The 20,346-nt window shown below is 28.7% G+C and carries 22 protein-coding genes; 9 read left to right on the top strand and 13 right to left on the bottom strand.

All coding sequences use genetic code 11. From position 1 onward, the window contains the following. Nucleotides 1–143: 143 nt before the first annotated feature. The 11 genes from F1B92_RS00210 to gatC all read right to left on the bottom strand — a co-directional run bounded on the left by F1B92_RS00210 (nucleotide 144) and on the right by gatC (nucleotide 11,198). The gene (locus F1B92_RS00210) at nucleotides 144–1,703 is read right to left on the bottom strand and encodes a DNA polymerase III subunit gamma/tau (protein ID WP_326833049.1); all 1,560 of its coding nucleotides are present in this window, start codon (nucleotides 1,701–1,703) and stop codon (nucleotides 144–146) included. After that, nucleotides 1,700–2,350, bottom strand: coding sequence for an SIMPL domain-containing protein (locus tag F1B92_RS00205; RefSeq protein ID WP_195836260.1), 651 nt, complete (start codon nucleotides 2,348–2,350; stop codon nucleotides 1,700–1,702). The genes F1B92_RS00210 and F1B92_RS00205 overlap by 4 nt, the downstream gene beginning before the upstream one ends. Nucleotides 2,351–2,353: 3 nt before the next feature. Next, on the bottom strand, nucleotides 2,354–3,646 hold the full coding sequence (gene rho / locus F1B92_RS00200) for a transcription termination factor Rho (RefSeq protein ID WP_154569906.1): 1,293 nt from the start codon (nucleotides 3,644–3,646) through the stop codon (nucleotides 2,354–2,356). 622 nt (nucleotides 3,647–4,268) lie between these two features. Next, complete coding sequence (locus F1B92_RS00195) at nucleotides 4,269–5,051, bottom strand: shikimate dehydrogenase (RefSeq protein WP_154569905.1); 783 nt, start codon at nucleotides 5,049–5,051, stop codon at nucleotides 4,269–4,271. Beyond that, entirely contained in the window at nucleotides 5,048–5,947 is a 900-nt protein-coding gene (locus F1B92_RS00190; protein WP_154569904.1) for an SPOR domain-containing protein, read from the bottom strand. Before F1B92_RS00190 ends, F1B92_RS00195 begins: the two co-directional genes overlap by 4 nt. A 15-nt stretch (nucleotides 5,948–5,962) precedes the next feature. Then, nucleotides 5,963–7,207, bottom strand: coding sequence for a serine hydroxymethyltransferase (locus tag F1B92_RS00185; protein WP_154569903.1), 1,245 nt, complete (start codon nucleotides 7,205–7,207; stop codon nucleotides 5,963–5,965). Continuing rightward, nucleotides 7,207–8,721: a lysine--tRNA ligase gene (lysS, locus tag F1B92_RS00180; RefSeq protein ID WP_326833048.1), complete on the bottom strand. Its 1,515-nt coding sequence runs from the start codon at nucleotides 8,719–8,721 to the stop codon at nucleotides 7,207–7,209. Before lysS ends, F1B92_RS00185 begins: the two co-directional genes overlap by 1 nt. Continuing rightward, nucleotides 8,722–9,195, bottom strand: coding sequence for a Fur family transcriptional regulator (locus tag F1B92_RS00175; RefSeq protein WP_154569902.1), 474 nt, complete (start codon nucleotides 9,193–9,195; stop codon nucleotides 8,722–8,724). Further along, a complete protein-coding gene (locus tag F1B92_RS00170; protein ID WP_154569901.1) occupies nucleotides 9,176–9,814 on the bottom strand; it encodes a CvpA family protein in 639 nt (212 codons plus the stop codon). Before F1B92_RS00170 ends, F1B92_RS00175 begins: the two co-directional genes overlap by 20 nt. Next, nucleotides 9,814–10,896 carry a type IV pilus twitching motility protein PilT gene (locus F1B92_RS00165; RefSeq protein ID WP_154569900.1) on the bottom strand — a complete coding sequence of 361 codons (1,083 nt, stop codon included), beginning with the start codon at nucleotides 10,894–10,896 and terminating at the stop codon, nucleotides 9,814–9,816. The genes F1B92_RS00170 and F1B92_RS00165 overlap by 1 nt, the downstream gene beginning before the upstream one ends. 11 nt (nucleotides 10,897–10,907) lie before the next feature. After that, nucleotides 10,908–11,198, bottom strand: coding sequence for an Asp-tRNA(Asn)/Glu-tRNA(Gln) amidotransferase subunit GatC (gene gatC / locus F1B92_RS00160; protein WP_154569899.1), 291 nt, complete (start codon nucleotides 11,196–11,198; stop codon nucleotides 10,908–10,910). A 118-nt stretch (nucleotides 11,199–11,316) separates the two neighbouring features. On the opposite strand from gatC, the gene F1B92_RS00155 reads away from it, so the two are divergent. The 5 genes from F1B92_RS00155 to hisG are packed head-to-tail and all read left to right on the top strand — an operon-like array spanning nucleotide 11,317 to nucleotide 14,407. Beyond that, nucleotides 11,317–11,895, top strand: a complete 579-nt coding sequence (locus F1B92_RS00155) for a hypothetical protein (RefSeq protein ID WP_154569898.1) — start codon at nucleotides 11,317–11,319, stop codon at nucleotides 11,893–11,895. After that, the gene (locus tag F1B92_RS00150; RefSeq protein ID WP_154569897.1) at nucleotides 11,882–12,886 is read left to right on the top strand and encodes a hypothetical protein; all 1,005 of its coding nucleotides are present in this window, start codon (nucleotides 11,882–11,884) and stop codon (nucleotides 12,884–12,886) included. Before F1B92_RS00155 ends, F1B92_RS00150 begins: the two co-directional genes overlap by 14 nt. Continuing rightward, nucleotides 12,886–13,206, top strand: coding sequence for a hypothetical protein (locus tag F1B92_RS00145; protein ID WP_154569896.1), 321 nt, complete (start codon nucleotides 12,886–12,888; stop codon nucleotides 13,204–13,206). The genes F1B92_RS00150 and F1B92_RS00145 overlap by 1 nt, the downstream gene beginning before the upstream one ends. Next, nucleotides 13,188–13,802 (top strand): type III pantothenate kinase, encoded by a 615-nt coding sequence (locus F1B92_RS00140; RefSeq protein WP_154569895.1) that lies wholly within the window; start codon nucleotides 13,188–13,190, stop codon nucleotides 13,800–13,802. Before F1B92_RS00145 ends, F1B92_RS00140 begins: the two co-directional genes overlap by 19 nt. Then, nucleotides 13,799–14,407, top strand: coding sequence for an ATP phosphoribosyltransferase (gene hisG, locus F1B92_RS00135; protein WP_154569894.1), 609 nt, complete (start codon nucleotides 13,799–13,801; stop codon nucleotides 14,405–14,407). Before F1B92_RS00140 ends, hisG begins: the two co-directional genes overlap by 4 nt. A gap of 3 nt (nucleotides 14,408–14,410) precedes the next feature. Here the strand turns inward: hisG and F1B92_RS00130 are convergent, their stop codons facing one another. Beyond that, a complete protein-coding gene (locus tag F1B92_RS00130; RefSeq protein WP_154569893.1) occupies nucleotides 14,411–15,301 on the bottom strand; it encodes a LysR family transcriptional regulator in 891 nt (296 codons plus the stop codon). 117 nt (nucleotides 15,302–15,418) lie between these two features. Here F1B92_RS00130 and F1B92_RS00125 point away from each other — a divergent pair, with 117 nt between their 5' ends. After that, nucleotides 15,419–16,480, top strand: a complete 1,062-nt coding sequence (locus F1B92_RS00125; RefSeq protein ID WP_154569892.1) for a YeiH family protein — start codon at nucleotides 15,419–15,421, stop codon at nucleotides 16,478–16,480. Here F1B92_RS00125 and nadD read toward each other — a convergent pair whose 3' ends face one another. Then, on the bottom strand, nucleotides 16,481–17,344 hold the full coding sequence (gene nadD, locus F1B92_RS00120) for a nicotinate (nicotinamide) nucleotide adenylyltransferase (protein ID WP_154569891.1): 864 nt from the start codon (nucleotides 17,342–17,344) through the stop codon (nucleotides 16,481–16,483). Between the two features lie 62 nt (nucleotides 17,345–17,406). On the opposite strand from nadD, the gene gap reads away from it, so the two are divergent. From gap to F1B92_RS00105, 3 genes are read left to right on the top strand one after another with little or no spacing between them, the layout of a single operon-like run. Next, the gene (gene gap, locus F1B92_RS00115) at nucleotides 17,407–18,411 is read left to right on the top strand and encodes a type I glyceraldehyde-3-phosphate dehydrogenase (protein ID WP_154569890.1); all 1,005 of its coding nucleotides are present in this window, start codon (nucleotides 17,407–17,409) and stop codon (nucleotides 18,409–18,411) included. Beyond that, a complete protein-coding gene (locus F1B92_RS00110) occupies nucleotides 18,408–19,613 on the top strand; it encodes a phosphoglycerate kinase (protein ID WP_154569889.1) in 1,206 nt (401 codons plus the stop codon). Before gap ends, F1B92_RS00110 begins: the two co-directional genes overlap by 4 nt. Continuing rightward, complete coding sequence (locus tag F1B92_RS00105) at nucleotides 19,610–20,290, top strand: triose-phosphate isomerase (RefSeq protein ID WP_154569888.1); 681 nt, start codon at nucleotides 19,610–19,612, stop codon at nucleotides 20,288–20,290. Before F1B92_RS00110 ends, F1B92_RS00105 begins: the two co-directional genes overlap by 4 nt. Nucleotides 20,291–20,346: the final 56 nt, after the last annotated feature.

Here is a 20,346-nt window from a genome sequence, read left to right as displayed (position 1 = left end):
TAAAAGTATGAAAAATATAAAAAGAAAGGGGTGGCGGTTTAAATCTTTTAAATTTAAACACGCTTTTAATTTTTAAAAAAAATATTATCATTATGTTAAACAAAAATCACAAATTTATTACAATAAAAATAAAAATCCAAAAATTACTCGCTAGTTTTTGGTTCGCCAAAATACTTTTTAAACTGATTAAATTTTTGCTCATCGCTTTTTAATTTAAACGAATTTGAGCTTATCATCTGGCTTATGATTTCGCTATTTTTTTCTTTTAAATTTTGGATATTTTGATGAGTTGTTTCATTTAATTTCTCAAAATTTTCTAATTCATTATTTATCTTGTTATTTTGAGTTTTTGAAGCCGAGATGTTGATTTTTGTATCATCTCTAAATGTTTTTTTCAAAACCTCAATAATAGCCCTTGAAGATTTTCTTAAAATTTCTTGATCTTTACCTTTAGCGTGTGTTATTAAAAATAGAGTATTATCCTTAAAATCAACAAATTCAACCGATTTTTCAAAACACTCGCCAAGCTCATAATTTCTATCATATATATTTTTTAAAAACATATCATAAGTTGGTGAAATTTCATCTTTTTTTTCTGTATAAATAGGTTTTGAGATGATGTTTTGAATAGATTTTGAAGACTCATTTTGTTCTTTTATTTTCATAATTTCATCATCTATACTTCTAAAATTTAGTGCCTCCATCATCAAAAATATACTCATCATCAAAGTAAATCCATCATCACTGCCTTGACTTAAAAATCCTTTTGCACCACTTAAAATTCTAAAAAATCTCTCATACATCAAAATGCTAAATTTTGAATCTCTATTTAAAAATTTCTCTTTTAAATTTGAAATCATTTCATCCAAAATAGTCTGTGCATCGTAATTTTGCAACTCTTTAATCACTTCTATTAAATGCTCTCTATCACCTTTTATAATTAAATTTAAAATCTCTTCAACCCTGGCTGGATCTATTAATCCTAGCATATTTGCAACCGCACTTGATGTTAAATTTCCTCCACTAAAACTAATGCCTTGATCAAGCAAAGTTATGCTATCCCTTAAAGATCCCTCGCCCGTTCTAGCTATGATTTGCAGTGCTTCTTTTTCATAATTAACATTTTCTTTTTTTAAGATATTTTCTAAATGTTCAATCACTAAATTTTTAGAAATAGCTCTAAATCTAAAGTGCTGAGTTCTTGACAATATCGTAGCTGGAAGCTTTAAAGGATCTGTTGTGGCAAGGATAAATTTAACATAATAAGGAGGTTCTTCAAGCGTTTTTAAAAAGGCATTTGAAGCCTCTTTTGTAAGCATATGCACCTCATCAATTATAAAAATTTTATATTTTGATATAGATGGAGCGTATTTTGTTTGCTCTATAAGATCTCTTATATCATCTATCTTTCTATGGCTTGCAGCATCAATCTCGATAATATCTGGATGATTTGATGAATTTGCCATCAAACAGCTACTGCACTCATTGCAAGGATTTGAGCTTATACCTTTTTCGCAAAGCATTGATTTTGCAAAAATTCTAGCACTTGAAGTTTTGCCACTTCCTCTAAGCCCGCTAAATAAATAAGCATGTCCTAAATTATTACTATCAAGTGCATAAGATAGACTTTTAGAAACGCTTATTTGTCCAATTAGCTCAGAAAATTTTCTAGGTCTATATTTTAATGATAAAACTTGTTTCACGGATTTAGCTTAAATTTTACTTTTACTTTTGAATCAACAATAATCACTCCGTTTAAATTTTCACTAAAATCCTGTGCAGACTTAGTAAAATAAGGTAAAGTATTGCTAATTAACTCCTCTATTTCCAAAATATCTCCTAAATTTTTATTTGCTGTTGTTGCTAACATAACTGCTTTTTGTTTTGCTTCTTTTAAAGCCTCTTGCAGGGCTAAATTTTTTTGGTTGTTAAAATCAGATCTCGTATAGTTTAAATTTATAGAACTAATGCCTATTTTGAGTAGAGAATTTATTAAATCGATGTGATTTTGCAAAGTTTTAAGGTGTAAATTTATGTTTTTGCTAGCCTCATAAAATTTAGAATTTAAATCCTTGCTTTCATAATCTTGTCTTGAGTAGATATTTAAATTTTCTATTTGAATTTGATCTTTTTCAATACCGTTTTTATATAAAATTTCTTCTACTTTTTTTGAAATTTCATCATTTTTATCTTTAGCATCAACTAAATTTTTACCTTGAGTAAAAATTTGCATCGATACTATCAAACTATCTGGATCTACTTTTAAACTACCTTTGCCATAAACGCTTAAAAGCCCTTCAGCATATAAATTTAAACAAATAAAAATAAAAAAATATAAAATTCTACCCATCATCTACTCATTCATTATAGATAAAAGCTCTTCGTTATCTTTTGTTTTTAGCATTTTTGAGTATAAAAATTTAAGTGCTTCTATATCGTCCATTGTCGCAATTGCAGATCTAAGCGCCCAAACTTTTTGCAATAAATCAGGCTCTTGTAAAAGCTCTTCTTTTCTAGTGCTACTTTTTAAGATATTTATAGCTGGATAAATTCTTCTTTCGCTAATGCTTCTATCAAGCAAAATCTCACTATTTCCTGTGCCTTTAAACTCTTCAAAAATAACTTCATCCATCTTTGAACCTGTATCAATTAAAGCTGTTGCTATAATAGTTAAACTGCCGCCTTCTTCTATATTTCTTGCTGCACCAAAAAATCTTTTTGGCTTATGAAGAGCATTTGCATCAACCCCGCCACTTAAAACTTTACCGCTACTTGGCGTAACTGTATTGTAAGCTCTTGCAAGTCTTGTGATACTATCTAATAAAATCACAACATCTTTTTTCATCTCAACTGCTCTTTTTGCTTTTTCTATCACAAGCTCCGAAACTCTGACATGATTGATCGCTGGTTCGTCAAAAGTTGAGCTAAAAACTTCACCTTTAACAGAGCGTTGCATATCAGTAACTTCTTCAGGTCTTTCATCTACCAATAAAACTAAAAGTTCAACTTCTGGATGATTTTTAGCTATTCCGTGAGCTAACTCTTTCATAAGCTCTGTTTTACCACTTTTTGGCGGAGCAACAATCAATCCTCTTTGACCCTTGCCAATCGGAGTAAAAAGATCTAAAATTCTACCAGTTAATTTTATGGATTCGTATTCTAATTTTAACTGTTTTGTTGGAAAAAGCGGTGTTAGATTATCAAAAAGAGGTCTTTGACGAGCTTCTTGAATAGTTTTATAATTAATTGCCTCTATTTTTAAAAGCGCATAATACTTCTCTTGATCTTTTGGCTCTCTTACCTGTCCTGTTACGATATCACCAACACGAAGTGCAAATTTACGAATTTGAGAAAGACTTACATAAGCATCATTTAAACTATCGCTTAAATTTGAATCAATCCCTCTTAAAAAACCATAGCCTTCATTTGTAACTTCTAAAATTCCCGTAAAAAGTATAAAACCACCCTGTTTTGTTTGAGTCTTTAAAATCTCAAAAACTAGCTCTTGTCTTCTAAATTCACTCGGATTTTCTATACCCATTTGAGTTGCGATATCAACTAAAGAGTCGATATCTAAAATTCTTAAATCTTCTATCTTATGCCCATCAACTGGAACATGTGTTCTTTGCTTTTTTCCGTTTTCCATCTGTCCTCTTAATATTGGAATATTAAATTTGTAGTATATTTGTATTTATAAGTGCAATTTTAGTCAAATTTAACTTACTTTTTGTTTAAATCTCAAATAAAATCAAAACTTATCTATTTGACAACTTCACAAAATGTTTTTTTATAAAATATGTAAATAACTTTTAAGTCCTATAAAATCTTGTCGATTTTTTAATTTTAAATAGTAAATATAAATTTAGCTTAATTTTCTAGCATTACATACAAGCAGATTAAAATTTTTAAAAATTAGGATGATAATATGGATAAAATTCATTAATATTATTTTGTTTCTAAAGTCGCTGTTTGCAAAAATAGATTGCTTATGGCGAGATTTTAGAGTTAAAATCTATTCTTTTATTAAATTTAACGCTTAAGCTTTACTGCGACCCTTTGCATAAAAAATAAAAAAAGAGATGTTTTTATAAATAATTTCACACACTTTTGGTATTAGAATTTGAATTTATTTAAAACTTGTTTTTCTAAATTTTAGTAACTCTTGTGGTTTATAAATAAATTTATGGCGATAATATACTTATTTTTATAAATAAAATCATAATTTAAAAGCTAATTTGTTAGAGTTTGGATTTTTGGAGTCTCAGAAATTATCTTAAATTTATAGCTTTTTTCATATATGAGATAATTTTTTCTTCATCAAGTTTATTTGAAAAAAATAAATTTAACGCTAAGGCTGCTTGAAAAATTAGCATATCTTTACCATTTTTTGTGATTAAGTCTAAACTTTTAGCTAAATTTAAAAAATTTGTAGGTTTATTATAAATCACTTCGTAAGCAAATTTAGCCTTTTCAAACGTTTCTTTTAATAAATCAAAAGGTAAAGGAAGTTCATCATCAATTAAACCTGCAGATGTTGAATTTATGATTAAATCATAACTTTTTGGTTTAAAATTTTCCCAAGTAAAAAATTCAAAATCTTTAAAATTTGCAGCTCTTTTTTGACTTCTATTTACTATCTCAACTCTTATGTTATTTAAATTTAAAGTATAAGCCATAGCCCTAGCAGTTCCACCAGCTCCTATAATAAGGGCTGATTTTATATTTTTAAATTCATTGATTGATTTTAAAAAACCCAAAGCATCTGTATTATATCCGTAAAATTCATCCTTGTTTTTTATGATTGTATTAACTGAGCCGATTTTTTTAGAATGCACATCCAGATAGTCGCAAATTTGAACTGCTTCTTCTTTAAAAGGAACGGTTATATTTGCACCATTTAAATAGCCAAAAGGCTTTTTTAATTGATTGATATCTTCTAACAAAATCCTACCATAAAAGGCGTTTAAATTTAGCTCTTTTATGGCAAAATTGTGAAGTCTTGGTGAAATTGAGTGAGAGATTGGATTTCCAATGACTGCAAATTTCATCATTTTATCCTATAGACAAAAGCATCTTTATTTAATGTGGCACGAATTTTAGCTATTTCTCTTTCAAGACTTGATTCATCAAATGGACCGATTAAAATTTTAGTAAATTCTTTATTATTTACTATAGTTTTATAAATTTTATAATCATAACCTTTTGTAACAATTTTTTTAGCATAATCTCCATTTGGATTAAAATCACTAGTAGCTAAAACTTGGATATAGTTTCCTTTTGGTAAATTTTCATTAGAGAAACTATTTTTTTTGACTATTTGTTTTTTTGATTCTTCTTGAATTTTATTTACTGATTGTTTTTTTGATTCTTCTTGAATTTTATTTACTGATTGTTTTTTTGATTCTTCTTGAATTTTATTTACTGATTGTTTTTTTGGTTGTTGTATGTTTTTTTGTTTTTCTGGTTTTGGCTGAGGCTTTGATTTAAATTTTGGGGCATTTTCTTGTTTTGGCTTTAGGGTGTTTTTTGTGGTTAAAATTTCGTTTTTTACTTCTTGCTTTTCGTTATCGATTTTTGTATTATTTTTTACTATTTCTATAAATTGTCTAGGCTCTTGTTGGATGACTTCTATTTTTGCTGACTCGCTTGACTGAGGAGTGTTTGGCGTTTGTTGCTCTATTGGTTTTATGCTATCTGTTTTTTTAAATTCAGCGACTTCTTCTTTTTCTTCATTTTTTGGTTTAAAAATAATTTCTTCACTAGGCATAACAAGGGGTTCATTTTGTATAGGTTCGCTATCATTTATAAATTTCATAAGAATAAGCACAATCAAAAACAAAACCACTAAAATAGCAATACCAGTTAAAATTTTTTTAATATTGCTCGTTCTTTCTGAGTTTGGATCTAATAAAATACTATCGTCTATATTAAATTTATTATCACTCATATAAAAACTCCTAAATTAATACATAGCTTGATTATAGATTATAAATTTACTAGCTAAATTTTTAACCTCATCTTTAACTTTTTCTTGGAGCGAGGTATTATTTATATCATCAAGCACATCAGCTATTTTATTTGCTATAAACTCAAATTCAGCTTCTTTCATCCCTCTAGCTGTTAAAGCTGGGCTTCCTATCCTAACTCCACTTGTTATAAATGGACTTCTGATTTCGCCAGGAACTGTGTTTTTATTTGTTGTAATTCCAGCATTTTCTAAAGCATTACTTGCATCTTTGCCACTATAGTCTTTATTTAATAAATTTAGTAAAACAAGGTGGTTGTCCGTTCCGCCACTTACTAAGTCAAAATTTCTACTCATTAAAATTTCACCTAATTTTTTAGCGTTTGCTTTAACTTGTTTTGCATAAATTTTCCATTCAGGCGATAGATTATATTTAAATCCAACTGCTTTTGCTGCAATTACATGCATCAATGGACCGCCTTGAATGCCTGGAAAGATGCTTGAGTTTATTTTTTTAGCGATATCTTCATCATTTGTCATAATAATACCACCTCTTGGGCCACGAAGTGTTTTATGAGTGGTTGAGCTAACTATATGGCAATGTGGAAAAGGGCTATTGTGTTCGTCTGCTACAACAAGACCTGCTATATGAGCCACATCAGCAAAAAGATAAGCTTTCACTGAATCAGCAATTTCTCTAAATTTAGCAAAATCAATCTCTCTTGTATATGCACTTGCTCCACAAATTATCATCTTTGGCTTTACAATTTGAGCTATTTCATAAACTTTATCATAGTTAATCCTGCCATCTAACTCAACTCCATAAAAAAAGCTTTCATAGTATTTTCCACTACTTGAAACCTTTGCACCATGAGTTAAGTGCCCTCCATGACTTAAATCCATACCTAAAATTTTATCACCTGGTTTTAATAGTGCTCCATAAACACCTTGATTTGCTTGAGAGCCTGAATTTGGCTGAACATTTGCAAATTCACAAGAAAAAAGTTTTTTGCACCTATTAATTGCGATTTGCTCTATCTCATCTACAAACTCACATCCTCCATAATATCTTTTATTTGGGTAACCTTCTGCATATTTATTTGTAAGGATTGATCCCATAACTTCCATAACTTCAGGATATGTGAAATTTTCACTCGCAATCATCTCTAAATAATCACACTGTCTTTTTAACTCTTTATTTGTAAGATCAAATATCTCTTTATCAAAATTTTCTAAACTCATTATTTCTCCTTGTCTTTATCTTGTTCTAAATTTTTTATAGGCTTCATAGCTGGAAATAAAATAACATCTTTGATTGATTCTTTATCTAATAAAAGCATTACAAGTCTATCAATTCCAAGCCCCCAGCCTACAGTTGGTGGCATAGCATAACCTAGAGCTTTTATAAAATCTTCATCCATTTCATGTGCTTCGTCATTTCCTGCATTTTTTGCATCAATTTGGTTTTTAAATCTTTCATATTGATCAAGTGGATCATTTAGCTCATTAAAAGCATTTGCTAACTCTTTTCCTGCTATAAAAAGTTCAAATCTTTCGGCGATATTAGGATGTTCATCGCTTTTTCTTGATAAGGGGCTTATTGAAAGTGGAAAATCAACTATAAAAGTTGGATTTATTAATTTAGATTCAACATAATTATCAAAAAGTTCAGCTTGCAGATGCCCTAAGTCTAAATTTTGATTTGCTTCAAATCCGTCATTTTTTAATTTCTCTAAAATTTTATTTTTATCATTTATAATTTTTTCATCAATATTGCCAATTTTTATTAAAGCGTCTTTATATTTAATTTTAGTAAATGGTTTTGAAAAGTCAATTTCGTTTTCACCATAAGTTAAAATTTTAGGTAAATTTAATTTTTCTAAAAGAACTTTAAAAAGCTCTTCGGTTAAATCCATGGCGTCATTATAGTCATGCCACGCCCAGTAAAACTCAATAGAGGTAAATTCAGGATTATGAGTTAAGTCCATCCCTTCATTTCTAAAGTTTCTATTTATTTCAAAAATAGCCTCCATACCGCCAACTATAAGCCTTTTTAGGTAGAGTTCAGGGGCGATTCTTAAATATCTATCAACATTTAAAGCGTTGTGATGAGTTATAAATGGTTTTGCATTTGCACCGCCAGGTATTGGATGCATCATAGGTGTTTCAACCTCTAAAAACCCTCTCTCTTCAAAAAAATTTCTAATTTCTGAAATAATGATTGAGCGTTTTTTAAAATCATCTCTAACATTTTTATCCATTATCATATCAAGATATCTTTGGCGGTATCTTATCTCTTTATCAGTAAGTCCGTGAAACTTTTCAGGCAGAGGAGATATGGATTTTGTGGCTAAAGTGATTTTAGAAACGTGGATAGAAAATTCTCCAGTTTTAGTTATAAAAGCATATCCTTTAACTAAAACAATATCGCCAACTTCTAAATTCTTTTTAAAATTTGTATAGTTTTCTTCGCCTATACTATCTCTTGAGTAGTAAATTTGGATATTGCCACTTTCATCTTCAATATTTCCAAAAGTTGATTTTCCAGCAACTCTTTTTAGCATAAGCCTACCTGCAATCATAACTTCTTCATCTGACTTTTTAATTTCGCTGTTTTTTATATCTTCAAATTTATCCCTAAATTCTTTTATACTCATATCTTTTTTTAAAAAATGAGGGTATGGATTGATCCCTAAATTTCTAAGCTCATCTGCTTTTTCAATTCTTTGAATTTCTAGTTGATTATCAAATATCACTTAATTAGCTCCTTTTTTACGACAATCAGAACAAACTCCATAAAGTTGCATTAAATGCCCTGTTAAAATAAATCCATTTTCTTTTGCTATAGATAGCTGCTTTTTTTCTATAGTTGGATCATGAAATTCTACAATTTTTCCGCAGTTTTTGCAAATTAAATGATCGTGATGAGGTTTGATTGCAAGTTCAAATTTTTTACCTTGTGCACCAAAAGATATTGAAGTTGCCATTCCAGAATCTTCTAATAAATTTAGAGTTCTATATACTGTTGCTATTCCTACATTTAATTCAGGGTAATTTTCTTTGATTTTTAAATATAAATTTTCAGGCGTATAATGGCAATTGCTATTATATAGAGTTCTTAAAAGGGCTTCTCTTTGTTGAGTGTATTTAAGTCCGCCATCTTTAAGAATTTTTTTAAATTCGTCCAAAAGTACATCAAATTCTAAATTTTCAATTGATTGTCGTTTCATTTATTTCTCCTTGCATGATTGAAATATTTCTATCTTCTGTGTTTAAATTTCGAATCGTTTCTTCTGTATCTGTTTTATTGTTTTCTAAGTTTTTAATTTGTTGTTGGATATTAGCTGTTTTTATCCCCATCAGGTATGCTCCTGTATTTATTAGATATTCATATATTAAGCTTGTAGAGAAAAATTTTTGAGCTTGCATATTTAACCTTGTGGATGAGTGTATAAAAGTAGCTAGAATTGAAAATATTAAAAAAACTTTAGCACCACCAAATGCAAATCCGCCTATTTTATCTAAAAATCCAAGACCACTAAGCCCTAATAGTTTTGATAATATTTCCCCCATAATTAAAGCTATAATCCATATCCCAAACATAGTTGCTATAAAACCTATCAAAATTTCAGTGCCATTACCTTCTAAAATTCCTAATTTTTTAATATCATATATATTTAAATTTATCCAAGCACCAACTTCATTTTTAAATTTTAAAGCAATTAAAAAACCGCCTATCATTCCTATTATGCCAAAAATTTCTCTTATAACTCCGCTTTTTAAACCTTTTAAAGCAAAAACTAAGACTAAAAATAAAATTATAGCATCAAACCAATTTCCAGCACTCATTATTCGCCAACTGCTCTAATTAATTCTTGTAAATTTGTTGAATATCTAAGTGCATCATCTTTTGTTATTTGTCTTGCTTGTATGTACTTGATTAAGGTTTGCGTTTGTGTTTGCATACCTGTTTGTTGCTGATTTAACTGCATTTGAGAGTAAATTTGATGATTTTTATCTTCTCTAATTAAATTTGCAATAGCACTATTGTTGATTAAAATTTCATGTATAGCAACCCTTCCTCCGCCTATTTTTGGCAAAAGTGATTGTGAAATTATTGCAGTTAAGGAAACTGATAGCATATTTCTTATTTGAGTTTGTTCCCCTCCATCAAAACTATCAATAATACGGCTAATTGTTTGCATAGCTGAGTTTGTATGAAGCGTTCCAAAAACTAAGTGCCCAGTTTCTGCTGCTGTAATTGCGATAGAAATCGTTTCTCTATCTCTAAGCTCTCCAACGAGTATAATATCTGGATCTTCACGAAGTGCATATTTTAGAGCATTTGCATAAGAATGAGTATCGGTTCCTACATTTCTATGCGAAAAAAGTGCTTTTTTATTGGTATGTACGAATTCAACAGGATCTTCGACTGTAATAATGTGTTTTCTTTCATTTTCGTTAATTTCATTTAACAAAGATGCTAATGTGGTTGATTTTCCACTTCCTGTTGGTCCTGTTACTAAAATAAGTCCTTTTTCTCTTTTTACTATATTTTTAAAAATTTTTGGTCCATTTAAATCATCAATAGATGGAATAGTTGTAGGAATTATACGAAAAGCAGCTGCCAAGTCCCCATTCATTGTGTAGTAATAATTCCCTCTAAAACGCCCTAAATTCGGAACTTCATAAGCAAAATCTAGTTCTTTATTTTCTTCGAGTTCACTTTTTTGAGCATCTGTTATTATGGCGTAACAAAGATATTGTATATCATTTCCTGTTAAAGCCTGCATTTGCAAAGGTCTTAATTTGCCATCTATTCTAACTTGCGGCGCGCTTCTTGAAACTAAATGTAAATCACTTGCTTTATGTTGAACAACCACTTTTAAAAGTGCATGAACGTCAATGTTTAATTTGCTTTCTTCTTGCATTGTTATTACCTTTATTCTATAATTTTTGGAACGACAAAAAATCCATTTTCACTCTTTGGAGCGTTTTTTAAGATTATATCAATAACTTCACGATTTTGAGAAGGTATATCTTCTCTTAATGGTGTCTTTTTATCAAATACATTTGTAGTTGCACTGTTTTTATCCAAATTTAATTCGTTTAAAATTTCTACAAAATTTACTATTTCACCTAATTGAGATTTTATCTCTTCTCTTTTTTCATCTGGTATTTTAAAAGCACTCAATTTCTCTAACTTTTTTAAAATTTCATCACTGATTTGCATGTAAATCCTTAACCTAAAATAAAATTTTCGACATTATAACACAAAATAACTTATATTTAGGCGTGATTTAAAATATTTTATGCTACAATTATGGGAATTTTTTAAAAAAGGATGATTTTTGGCATTAAAAGATGATTTAAAAGGCGTAAAAGAAAGTATTGACTCTAACGAGGCTTTGTTGGAAAATATTATAAAAAGTGAGCTTTTTGTAAAAAAATACAAAAAACCGTTGATTGTTTTATCTGTTTTGATTGTTATTGTGGTTCTTGGATATTTTACAAATAACTATATAGAGCATAGTAATTTTAAAAGTGCAAATTTACTATATAGCGAACTCATTGAAAATCCAAATAATCAAAAAGCTAAAGATGATTTAAAAAATAAGAGTATAAATTTATATGCTCTTTATGAATTTAGGCTAGCATTAGATAAAAATGATACTCAAAAAATAAAAGAACTTTCACAAATGAAAAATATAGATAAAAATCTTATTAATATCATGAAATTTTATATTAATGAAGATAGTAGCGATATAATGAAATCTTATAGAGCTTTTTTAAATGGTTATAAATTATTAAAAGATGGTAAAATCGATCAAGCAAATAACGAATTTTTAAAAATTCCTTCAAATTCTGAGCTTTTTGAGATAGTAAAAAATTTAAAACATTATAATGGGATAAAAAATGAAAAAAATTAAAATTTTATTTATATTTTTAGGTGTTGTGTTTTTGGTTGGTTGCTCTACAAAAAGGGAGTATTTTAATCCTGCGGACGAGGAAATTATAGGTAAAATTTCAGTTGGTGGTAGTTTAGAAAATAAAATCACTCATGCAACTATTAGTGGTGCTACTCTAAAAAATGGTATGATTATAACAAAAAATGGTTTATTGAGCGGTATAAAACTTGATAAGAATGAAAAATTTCTAGGTAAATTTGATGGATTTATTATATCTTCAAATTTTGATGGAAATTTAAAAATAAGAGATAAAAATTCTAATGAAATTTTTTCACAACAATTTCCAACACAAATAGTAAGTGCTGCCTTAAAGTCAAATTTATTGGCTCTTGTTAGTGCCGATAACTCTATATTTTTGATAGACATTTACTCAAAACAAATTCTTTTAACTCAAAAATTTGATAATATATATGCTATAGACTCAAGAGTTGCTACTCCTTTATTTTTATATGATACAATAGTATATCCAACGCTAGATGGCAGGGTTGTTATAGTAAATAAAAACTCAATTACTCAAGATGTGTTTGTTAGCACGGAATTTTTCTTTAATAATATTATATTTTTAGAAAACATAGGAGGAAATATATATGCTGCTACAAATACTAATTTGGTATTAATCTCACCAAATGGCAACAAAAGACTTAGCGAAAATATAAAAGATATATTAATTCATGGCGATAGAATTTATGTTTTAAGAAAAGATGGGATATTTAAGGTTTTTGATTTAAATTTAAATGAAATTTTTCAAAACAAATTTAAATTTGCAATTTTTAGTGCAATGACAATTTATAATAATTATATTTATATTTTTGAAAAAACAGGCTATTTAATTAAGATTGATTTAGATTTTAAAAATACACAAATTTATAGATTAAGCGATGAATTAGACGAAAGAAGTTTTATTGGATTTGATAAATTTTATTATGATAATAAATTTTTCGAGCTAAAATAATGGAAGAAATTTTATTAAAACATAAGATTTTTCTAAAAAAAACTAAAACTATAAATTTAAAACTCTATACTAGAGCTAAGAGCTATAAGGTTATTGTTGGTGTAGATATGCAAAGCAATAACTTATTGCTTGTATTTCGTGATGCTAAAAGTAGGTTTTTACAAAAAAATGGCATAGAAGTTGCAGAATTTAGTAATATGATCTTAAAAGATTTAGACATAATTAGTAGAAAAAAAATATTTTTTTACAATAGTGAAATTTGCTCAAAAGCACTAAAATTAATGGAGGAAAATGGATTTAAATGTTGCTTTGCGATGTAGGAAATTTTAGTGCTAAATTTTTAGAAGATGGCAAATTTTTTAGCTTAAATTTTGATGAATTAAAAAATTATCAGCCGACTCAAAATGCGTATTATATAAGTGTTAATTCTAAATTTAAGCCACAAAATTCTAAATTTATAGATATAAGTGGATTTTTTGAATTTAAAACCAAATATATAGGTCTTGGCATCGATAGAATTGCAGGTTGTTATGGAATAGATAATGGTATTGTTGTTGATGCTGGAAGTGCAATTACAGTTGATATTATGGAAGATGAAATTCATAAGGGCGGGTATATTTTACCAGGCATAGGTGCTTATTTAAAAGCTTTTAGAGATATTTCGCCCGCTTTGAATTTCTCTTTTAATTTTGATATTCATCTTGATAGTCTTCCTAAGAATACTCAAAATGCAATGAGTTATGGCGTAATTACGTCTATAATTTTAAACATAAAAAATTTAAGTAAAAATAAAAAAATATATTTTACTGGCGGTAATGGTGAAATTTTTTCTAGATATTTTGAAAATTCAATTTTTGATAAAAATTTGATTTTTAAGGGTATGAAAAAAGCCTTAATCCAAAAAGGGGTATTATGATAACAATAGCACTTCCTAAGGGCAGGATTGCTGATGATACTTTAAAAATTTTTGAAAAAATTTTTAATGATAAATTTGTTTTTGAAGATAGAAAATTAATTATGCATTCTAATGGATTTAAATTTTTATCTGTAAGAAATCAAGATATACCAACATATGTAGAAAATGGTGGAGCTGATTTGGGCGTTGTTGGACTTGATGTTTTAGAAGAGAGAAAGCCTAATGTTTTTAGACTTTTGGATTTAGGTATTGGAAAGTGTAGGGTTTGTGTTGGAATAAAAAGCGAAGATGAGTTAAATTATAATTTACCAAGCATAAGAGTGGCTACAAAAATGCCAAACATAACCAGAGAATATTTTGCATCAAAGGCAATTTCTGTCAATATTATCAAGCTTTACGGCTCGATTGAATTAGCACCTTTAATAAATTTATCAGATGCCATAGTTGATAATGTAGAAACTGGCACTACGATGAAACAAAATGGATTAAAAGTGGCTGAGGTTATAATGCATAGCTCAGCTTATTTGATAGCGAATAAAAATAGCCTTATATCAAACAAGACTCAAATTATGCACCTTTATGATCAAATTTCTGCAAATATTTAAAAGCTATTTAGTTAAATTTTCATGACAAATAATTAATTGATTTATGATTTTTTCTATTATTTTTATGAAATTTTCGCTAGTTTCTTTGTCTTTTAGATACACTACATTTAGAACTCTTTTAAATTTCAATGTTTTAAATTTAACCTCATAAATTCCTTTACCAAGTTCATTTTTAACGCTAATTTTAGGCACGCAAGCAAAATAATTTTTATTCATAATGCATCTTTTTATGGCTTCTGTGCTAGTTAATTCTAATAAAATTTTAATATCCACACTCTTAGGTAAATTTTTGAAAAAAGTATCTCTAGCACCAGAGCCGTTTTCTCTCATAATCCACTCTTTGCTAGATAATTCATTTGTATTACAAATTCTATCTAAATAAGTCTTATCCCCAGTTACTACTATAAGCTCATCATCACAAATTTTGACTAAATTTAAATCCTTGTTACGAAATTCTCCCTCGACTACAGCCAAATCGCACTCATTGTTTAAAATTTTATCCAAAATCACACTTGTGTTTGCTATATCAGTTTTTATTTGGATATTTTGTTGATTGCTATCTAAAAGATTGGTTAAAATATATGGCAAGAGATAGTTTCCGATATTTTGTGAAGACATTATGTTGATTTCAAACATATTTTTATCTTTCATATTTTTTTCTATTTCTAAAACTTTGTTGTAAATTGGCGTTATAGCTTTAGCAAAAGATTTACCGCGTTCGTTTATGATAAGGGTTTTTCCACGCCTATCAAACAAATTTCCTCCTAAAGAATTCTCAAGATTTTTTATAGAAATTGACATTGCAGATTGTGAAATACCAAAAAATTTTGAACACTCGCTTATTTGCTTTAATTCACATACTTTTAAAAAATACTCAACTTGTTTAATGGTCATTTTTTTATCCTTTATATATAAATTTTTATATTATAATCAAAAATATTAAATATTTTTCAATTATTTAATTTTATTTGATAAAATACATTTTTTAATTTAAAAGGATAAATATATAAAATGAAAAATAAATTTAAAAAAATAGTTGATTTTGGAGAAATAAATAATAAAAATCTTTATATAAAAAGAAAAATAAAGGCGTGGATGTTTGTTTTTTTAAGCTCATTTTGTGCTTATTTAATCTCTATAATAGAGCCTTTTAAAACTTTTGCTATTAGCTCTTTGATTATTTCTGTTGTGATTGGTGTTATTATTGGAAATTTATTTAAAAAATCTCATAAGTTTTTAGGAAAAACAGGTGTTTTATCGTTTTCAACAAAACAAATTTTAAGACTTGGAATTATACTTTATGGCTTTAAAATAACTTTAAATGATATAGCCGTTGTTGGATTGAATGGAATTTTATTTGCATTTTTTATAGTATTTTCGACATTTTTCTTGGGATGTTTTGTTGGAAAATTATTGGGTATTGATAAAAAAACATCCGTTTTAGTTAGTGCAGGAAGTTCAATTTGTGGAGCAGCGGCAGTTTTAGCAACAAGTAGCACTATAAAAGCAAAAAGTGAGCAAATAGCAATTGCTATTTGCACTGTAGTTGTTTTTGGAAGTATTTTTATGTTTGCTTATCCTATTCTTTTTAATGCTGGTTTAATTCCTTTAAGTCAAGAAAAAATGGGCTATATGGTAGGGCTTTCAATACACGAAGTAGCTCATGCAGTAGCAGCGGGTGCAGGGGTTGGCGCAGGAGATATTAGTGTTATTATAAAAATGCTTAGAGTTTTAATGCTCGTTCCGTTTTTGATTATGCTTGGAATTTTTATAAAATTTTTTATACCAAATGGTCAAAATAGTGCAAAATTTGAAATTCCATATTTTGCATTTTTGTTTTTGTTGATGATAGTTATAGGCTCATTTATTCCTGAAAATTTAAGGCTAAATTTAATACCCGTTATTAATTTTATAGATACGATTTTGCTTAGTATTGCTATGTTTTGTCTTGGTTTTGGCATTAGAAAAGATATATTAAAGCATTCTAGCAAAAAGCCTTTTTTGTTAGCCATAATACTTGCTATTTGGTTGATTTTAGCTAGTTTTATTTTAGTTTATTTTTTTGTAAGGTGATTAATTTTCACCTTTTTTTAATTTATCTAAAAATTCTTCGATATTGTATTTTGCTCTATATTTTTCACTCATTAAATGAATTAAAATATCGCCCATATCTATAACGCTCCACTCATCACTAGTTTCTACATTGAGAAATTTTTCGCCCATTGGTTTTAGCGTTGTTGATAATTCATCTAATAAAGAAGCACTATGTTTTCCAGTTAGGGTTGTAGCAATCACTACGAATTTGGCTATATAGTCCTTATCACTCATATCGATTATTTCTATATTTTCAGCTTTTTTTTCATCTAAAAGTGTAGCTATTTTTTTTATAATTTTTTCCATATTTATCCTTTTATAAATTTTAAACACATCATCTTTTATCAAATCAGGCACAAAATTTAAGTCTAAATTTTTTCTCAAATTTGAAGATGAGATTTTAACATTTAAATTTAATTTTTGCAAATTTGAAGGAATTTTTATATCATTTCTGGTTGCAACTACAAATTTAACTATTTTTTTTAACTCATTAAATTCATACCATTTATATAAATTATTTAAATTATCAGCCCCAATTATTAAATAAAAATTTTTTATATTAAATTTAGAATATAAAAATTTAACGCTTTCAATTGTAGGAACTGGGCGGTTTTGTAAAATTTCATAGTCGCAAATTTCAACTTTATTTAAATTTTGCCAAAGTTTTTTGCATAAATTTAGCCTTAAATTTGGCTCTAAAAAATACTCATTTTTAAATGGATTTAAAAAAGTTGGCATTATAAATAACTTATAAATATCAAGATTTTTTAGAGCTAGTCTTACAATCTCTTCGTGTCCGATATGTGGCGGATCAAAACTGCCACCAAATAGTGCTATATCCATTTAAATTAACTTTAACCTTAAATTTAGTAAAATAGCAACTATTATACCAAAAAGGAAATTATATGGCATTTAAATTTGCAATTAACGGCTTTGGCAGGATTGGTAGATGTGCAACTAGAATTTTATCAAATATGGATGATGCACAATTAGTTGCGATTAACGACACAGCTTCAAGAGATATAACAAGATATTTATTGCAATACGACTCAGTTCATGGAGAATTTAAACAAAAAGTTGAGGTTATAAATGATGATTATATCTCCATAAATGGCAAGAAAATTAGAGTTTTTTCAACAAGAAATTTAGATGAGTTAGATTTTAAATCATTTGGAGCAGAGGTTGTGCTTGAATGTACAGGAGCATTCTTAACTCAAGAAAAGTGTCAGCCTTATCTTGATAAAGGGCTTGATTTAGTTGTGATGAGTGCTCCAGCTAAAGATGATACACCTACTTTTGTAATGGGCGTAAATCACGAAACTTATGCAAAAGAAAAAATTATCTCTAATGCAAGTTGCACTACAAACGCTCTTGCACCAGTTGTAAAAGTTTTAGATGATGAGTTTGGCATACAAAAAGGCATTATGACGACAACTCACGCTTATACGAGTAGTCAAAATTTACTTGATGTAAAAAGCAAAGATTTTAGAAAAAGTAGAGCTGCAGCTTCAAACATTATCCCGACTACAACAGGTGCTGCAAAGGCAATTGGGTTGGTTATTCCTAAGTTAAATGGTAAATTAAATGGACTTAGCCTTAGAGTGCCAATTGCTAATGTTTCTATGGTTGATTTAAGTGTGGTTTTAAATAAAAATGTTACAAAAGATGAGATAAATTTAAAATTTAAAGAGTACTCAAAATCAAAAATGAGCGGAATTTTACTTGTAGATGAAGAGTATAGAGTTTCAAGTGATTTTATAGGATGTGAGTATTCTAGTATTGTAGCAACTGATATGACTCAGGTTGTGGATGGAAATTTAGTAAAAGTATTAGCTTGGTATGATAATGAATGGGGATATTCTAAAAGGCTTATTGAATTAGCTACTTATGCACTTGGAGCGAGGAGATGAGAGAGCTTTTATTTATAAAAGATATTAAATTTCAACCAGGAAAAAAGGTTTTTATAAGATGTGATTTTAATGTGCCAATGGATGAGTATCAAAACATAACAGACGATAGAAGAATTCGCTCAGCTCTTGCAACGATAAAGTATTGTTTGGATGAAGGGATGGCAATTATTTTAGCAAGCCATTTAGGACGACCAAAAAGCGTGGATGATAAATTTAGCCTAGAGCCTGTTGCAAAAAGATTATCTCGCCTTTTAGATAAAGATGTGCTTTTTGTAAAAGATGTTGCTGGAGTAGTAGCAAAAGAAGCTGTAAATTCACTAAAAGGCGAGGAAATTTTACTATTAGAGAATTTAAGATTTGAAAAAGGCGAAACAAAAAATGACGAAGAATTTGCTAAAAAGTTAGCTAGCTATGCTGATTTTTATATAAATGATGCTTTTGGGGTTTGTCATAGAGCTCATGCCTCTGTTCATGCAATTACTAAATTTTTTGATGATGGGCACAAAGGGGCAGGATTTTTACTGCAAAAAGAGATAAATTTTGCTCAAAATTTAATTAAGCGTCCAACTCGTCCTTTTGTTGCAATCGTTGGTGGAAGCAAAGTTAGCGGAAAGTTGCAGGCTCTAAAAAATTTATTACCAAAAGTTGATAAGCTTATAATTGGCGGCGGAATGGCATTTACTTTTTTAAAAGCTTTAGGGTTTGAGATAGGAAATTCTCTTTTAGAGGAAGAGCTTTTAGATGAAGCAAGCAAAATTTTAGAAAAAGGTAAAGAACTTGGTGTTAAAATTTACCTACCTGTTGATGCTATCGTAGCACCTCATTTCTCACAAGATTCGGTTATGAAATATGTCACAACTCAAGAAATTCCAAAAGATTGGATGGGTCTTGACATTGGGCCAGCTAGCGTAACACTTTTTAAAGAAGCACTTGATGGTGCAGGGACGATTTGGTGGAATGGGCCAATGGGTGTTTTTGAGATGGATAAATTCGCAAGAGGAAGTTTTAGGATAAGCCACGCAGTCGCTGAAAGTAACGCTATGACTGTAATAGGAGGTGGTGATACTGCCGATGTTGTAGCAAGAGCTGGTGATCAAGATGAGATGACTTTTATATCAACTGGTGGAGGGGCTAGTTTGGAGTTAATTGAAGGCAAAGAGCTACCTGGTATAAAAGTTCTTTTAAAAAAGGATGAGTATTGAGAATTTATGCAAATTTAAAATGTAATCATACGAGAAAAAGCTTTGAAAATTATGCTAAAAATTTAGATAAATTTTGCAAAAATTCAAATTTAGAAGTTAAAGTTTTTGCGCCTGCTTCAGCTTTTATGGAAAATAAATTTAGCTTTAAAATAGGAGCTCAAAATTTCTATCCTTGTGAAAATGGAAATTTCACAGGTGAAATTGGCTTTGAGATGCTAAAAGAATTTGATATAAATAGCATTTTAATAGGGCATAGCGAGAGGCGAATTTTAGGCGAAGATAATGACCTTTTAAAGGCTAAATTTGAGTTTGCAAAAGATAAGAGTTTAAATATAGTTTTTTGTGTTGGCGAAAATTTAGAGATTAAAAATAGCGGAAAAACAAAGGAATTTTTAGCCGCACAGCTTCAAGGAGTTGATTTAAGCTATGAAAATTTAATTATTGCTTATGAGCCAGTTTGGGCTATTGGAACAGGAAAAAGTGCAAATTTGGGCGATATTGATGAAATTTTAGATTTTCTAAGAACCTTAACAAAAGCCCCACTTTTATATGGTGGAAGCGTTAATGAAAGCAATATTAATGAAATTTTAAAAATTAAAAATTGTGGAGGTGCTTTAGTGGGAAGTGCAAGCTATGAAGTAGATGGCTTTATAAATTTACTTAAAGATATAAAGTGATCAAAGCTCGCTCCTAACTCACATTAAAATGGCAATTTGCAAGATGTTAAATTTAA

This window comes from Campylobacter portucalensis, assembly GCF_009690845.1.
GTDB lineage: Bacteria > Campylobacterota > Campylobacteria > Campylobacterales > Campylobacteraceae > Campylobacter_B > Campylobacter_B portucalensis.
This window is presented reverse-complemented; position numbering and strand designations above follow the sequence as displayed.

What these genes read in the sequence shown, in the direction of transcription:
- F1B92_RS00190 (WP_154569904.1), bottom strand. Translation starts at nt 5,947, where the DNA reads ATGAGTGATAATAAATTTAATATAGACGATAGTATTTTATTAGATCCA.
- F1B92_RS00205 (WP_195836260.1), bottom strand. Translation starts at nt 2,350, where the DNA reads ATGGGTAGAATTTTATATTTTTTTATTTTTATTTGTTTAAATTTATAT.
- hisG (WP_154569894.1), top strand. Translation starts at nt 13,799, where the DNA reads ATGATAACAATAGCACTTCCTAAGGGCAGGATTGCTGATGATACTTTA.
- rho (WP_154569906.1), bottom strand. Translation starts at nt 3,646, where the DNA reads ATGGAAAACGGAAAAAAGCAAAGAACACATGTTCCAGTTGATGGGCAT.
- F1B92_RS00165 (WP_154569900.1), bottom strand. Translation starts at nt 10,896, where the DNA reads ATGCAAGAAGAAAGCAAATTAAACATTGACGTTCATGCACTTTTAAAA.
- gap (WP_154569890.1), top strand. Translation starts at nt 17,407, where the DNA reads ATGGCATTTAAATTTGCAATTAACGGCTTTGGCAGGATTGGTAGATGT.
- F1B92_RS00125 (WP_154569892.1), top strand. Translation starts at nt 15,419, where the DNA reads ATGAAAAATAAATTTAAAAAAATAGTTGATTTTGGAGAAATAAATAAT.
- F1B92_RS00150 (WP_154569897.1), top strand. Translation starts at nt 11,882, where the DNA reads ATGAAAAAAATTAAAATTTTATTTATATTTTTAGGTGTTGTGTTTTTG.
- F1B92_RS00170 (WP_154569901.1), bottom strand. Translation starts at nt 9,814, where the DNA reads ATGAGTGCTGGAAATTGGTTTGATGCTATAATTTTATTTTTAGTCTTA.
- F1B92_RS00110 (WP_154569889.1), top strand. Translation starts at nt 18,408, where the DNA reads ATGAGAGAGCTTTTATTTATAAAAGATATTAAATTTCAACCAGGAAAA.
- F1B92_RS00195 (WP_154569905.1), bottom strand. Translation starts at nt 5,051, where the DNA reads ATGATGAAATTTGCAGTCATTGGAAATCCAATCTCTCACTCAATTTCA.
- F1B92_RS00185 (WP_154569903.1), bottom strand. Translation starts at nt 7,207, where the DNA reads ATGAGTTTAGAAAATTTTGATAAAGAGATATTTGATCTTACAAATAAA.
- nadD (WP_154569891.1), bottom strand. Translation starts at nt 17,344, where the DNA reads ATGGATATAGCACTATTTGGTGGCAGTTTTGATCCGCCACATATCGGA.
- gatC (WP_154569899.1), bottom strand. Translation starts at nt 11,198, where the DNA reads ATGCAAATCAGTGATGAAATTTTAAAAAAGTTAGAGAAATTGAGTGCT.
- F1B92_RS00145 (WP_154569896.1), top strand. Translation starts at nt 12,886, where the DNA reads ATGGAAGAAATTTTATTAAAACATAAGATTTTTCTAAAAAAAACTAAA.
- F1B92_RS00175 (WP_154569902.1), bottom strand. Translation starts at nt 9,195, where the DNA reads ATGAAACGACAATCAATTGAAAATTTAGAATTTGATGTACTTTTGGAC.
- F1B92_RS00130 (WP_154569893.1), bottom strand. Translation starts at nt 15,301, where the DNA reads ATGACCATTAAACAAGTTGAGTATTTTTTAAAAGTATGTGAATTAAAG.
- F1B92_RS00140 (WP_154569895.1), top strand. Translation starts at nt 13,188, where the DNA reads ATGTTGCTTTGCGATGTAGGAAATTTTAGTGCTAAATTTTTAGAAGAT.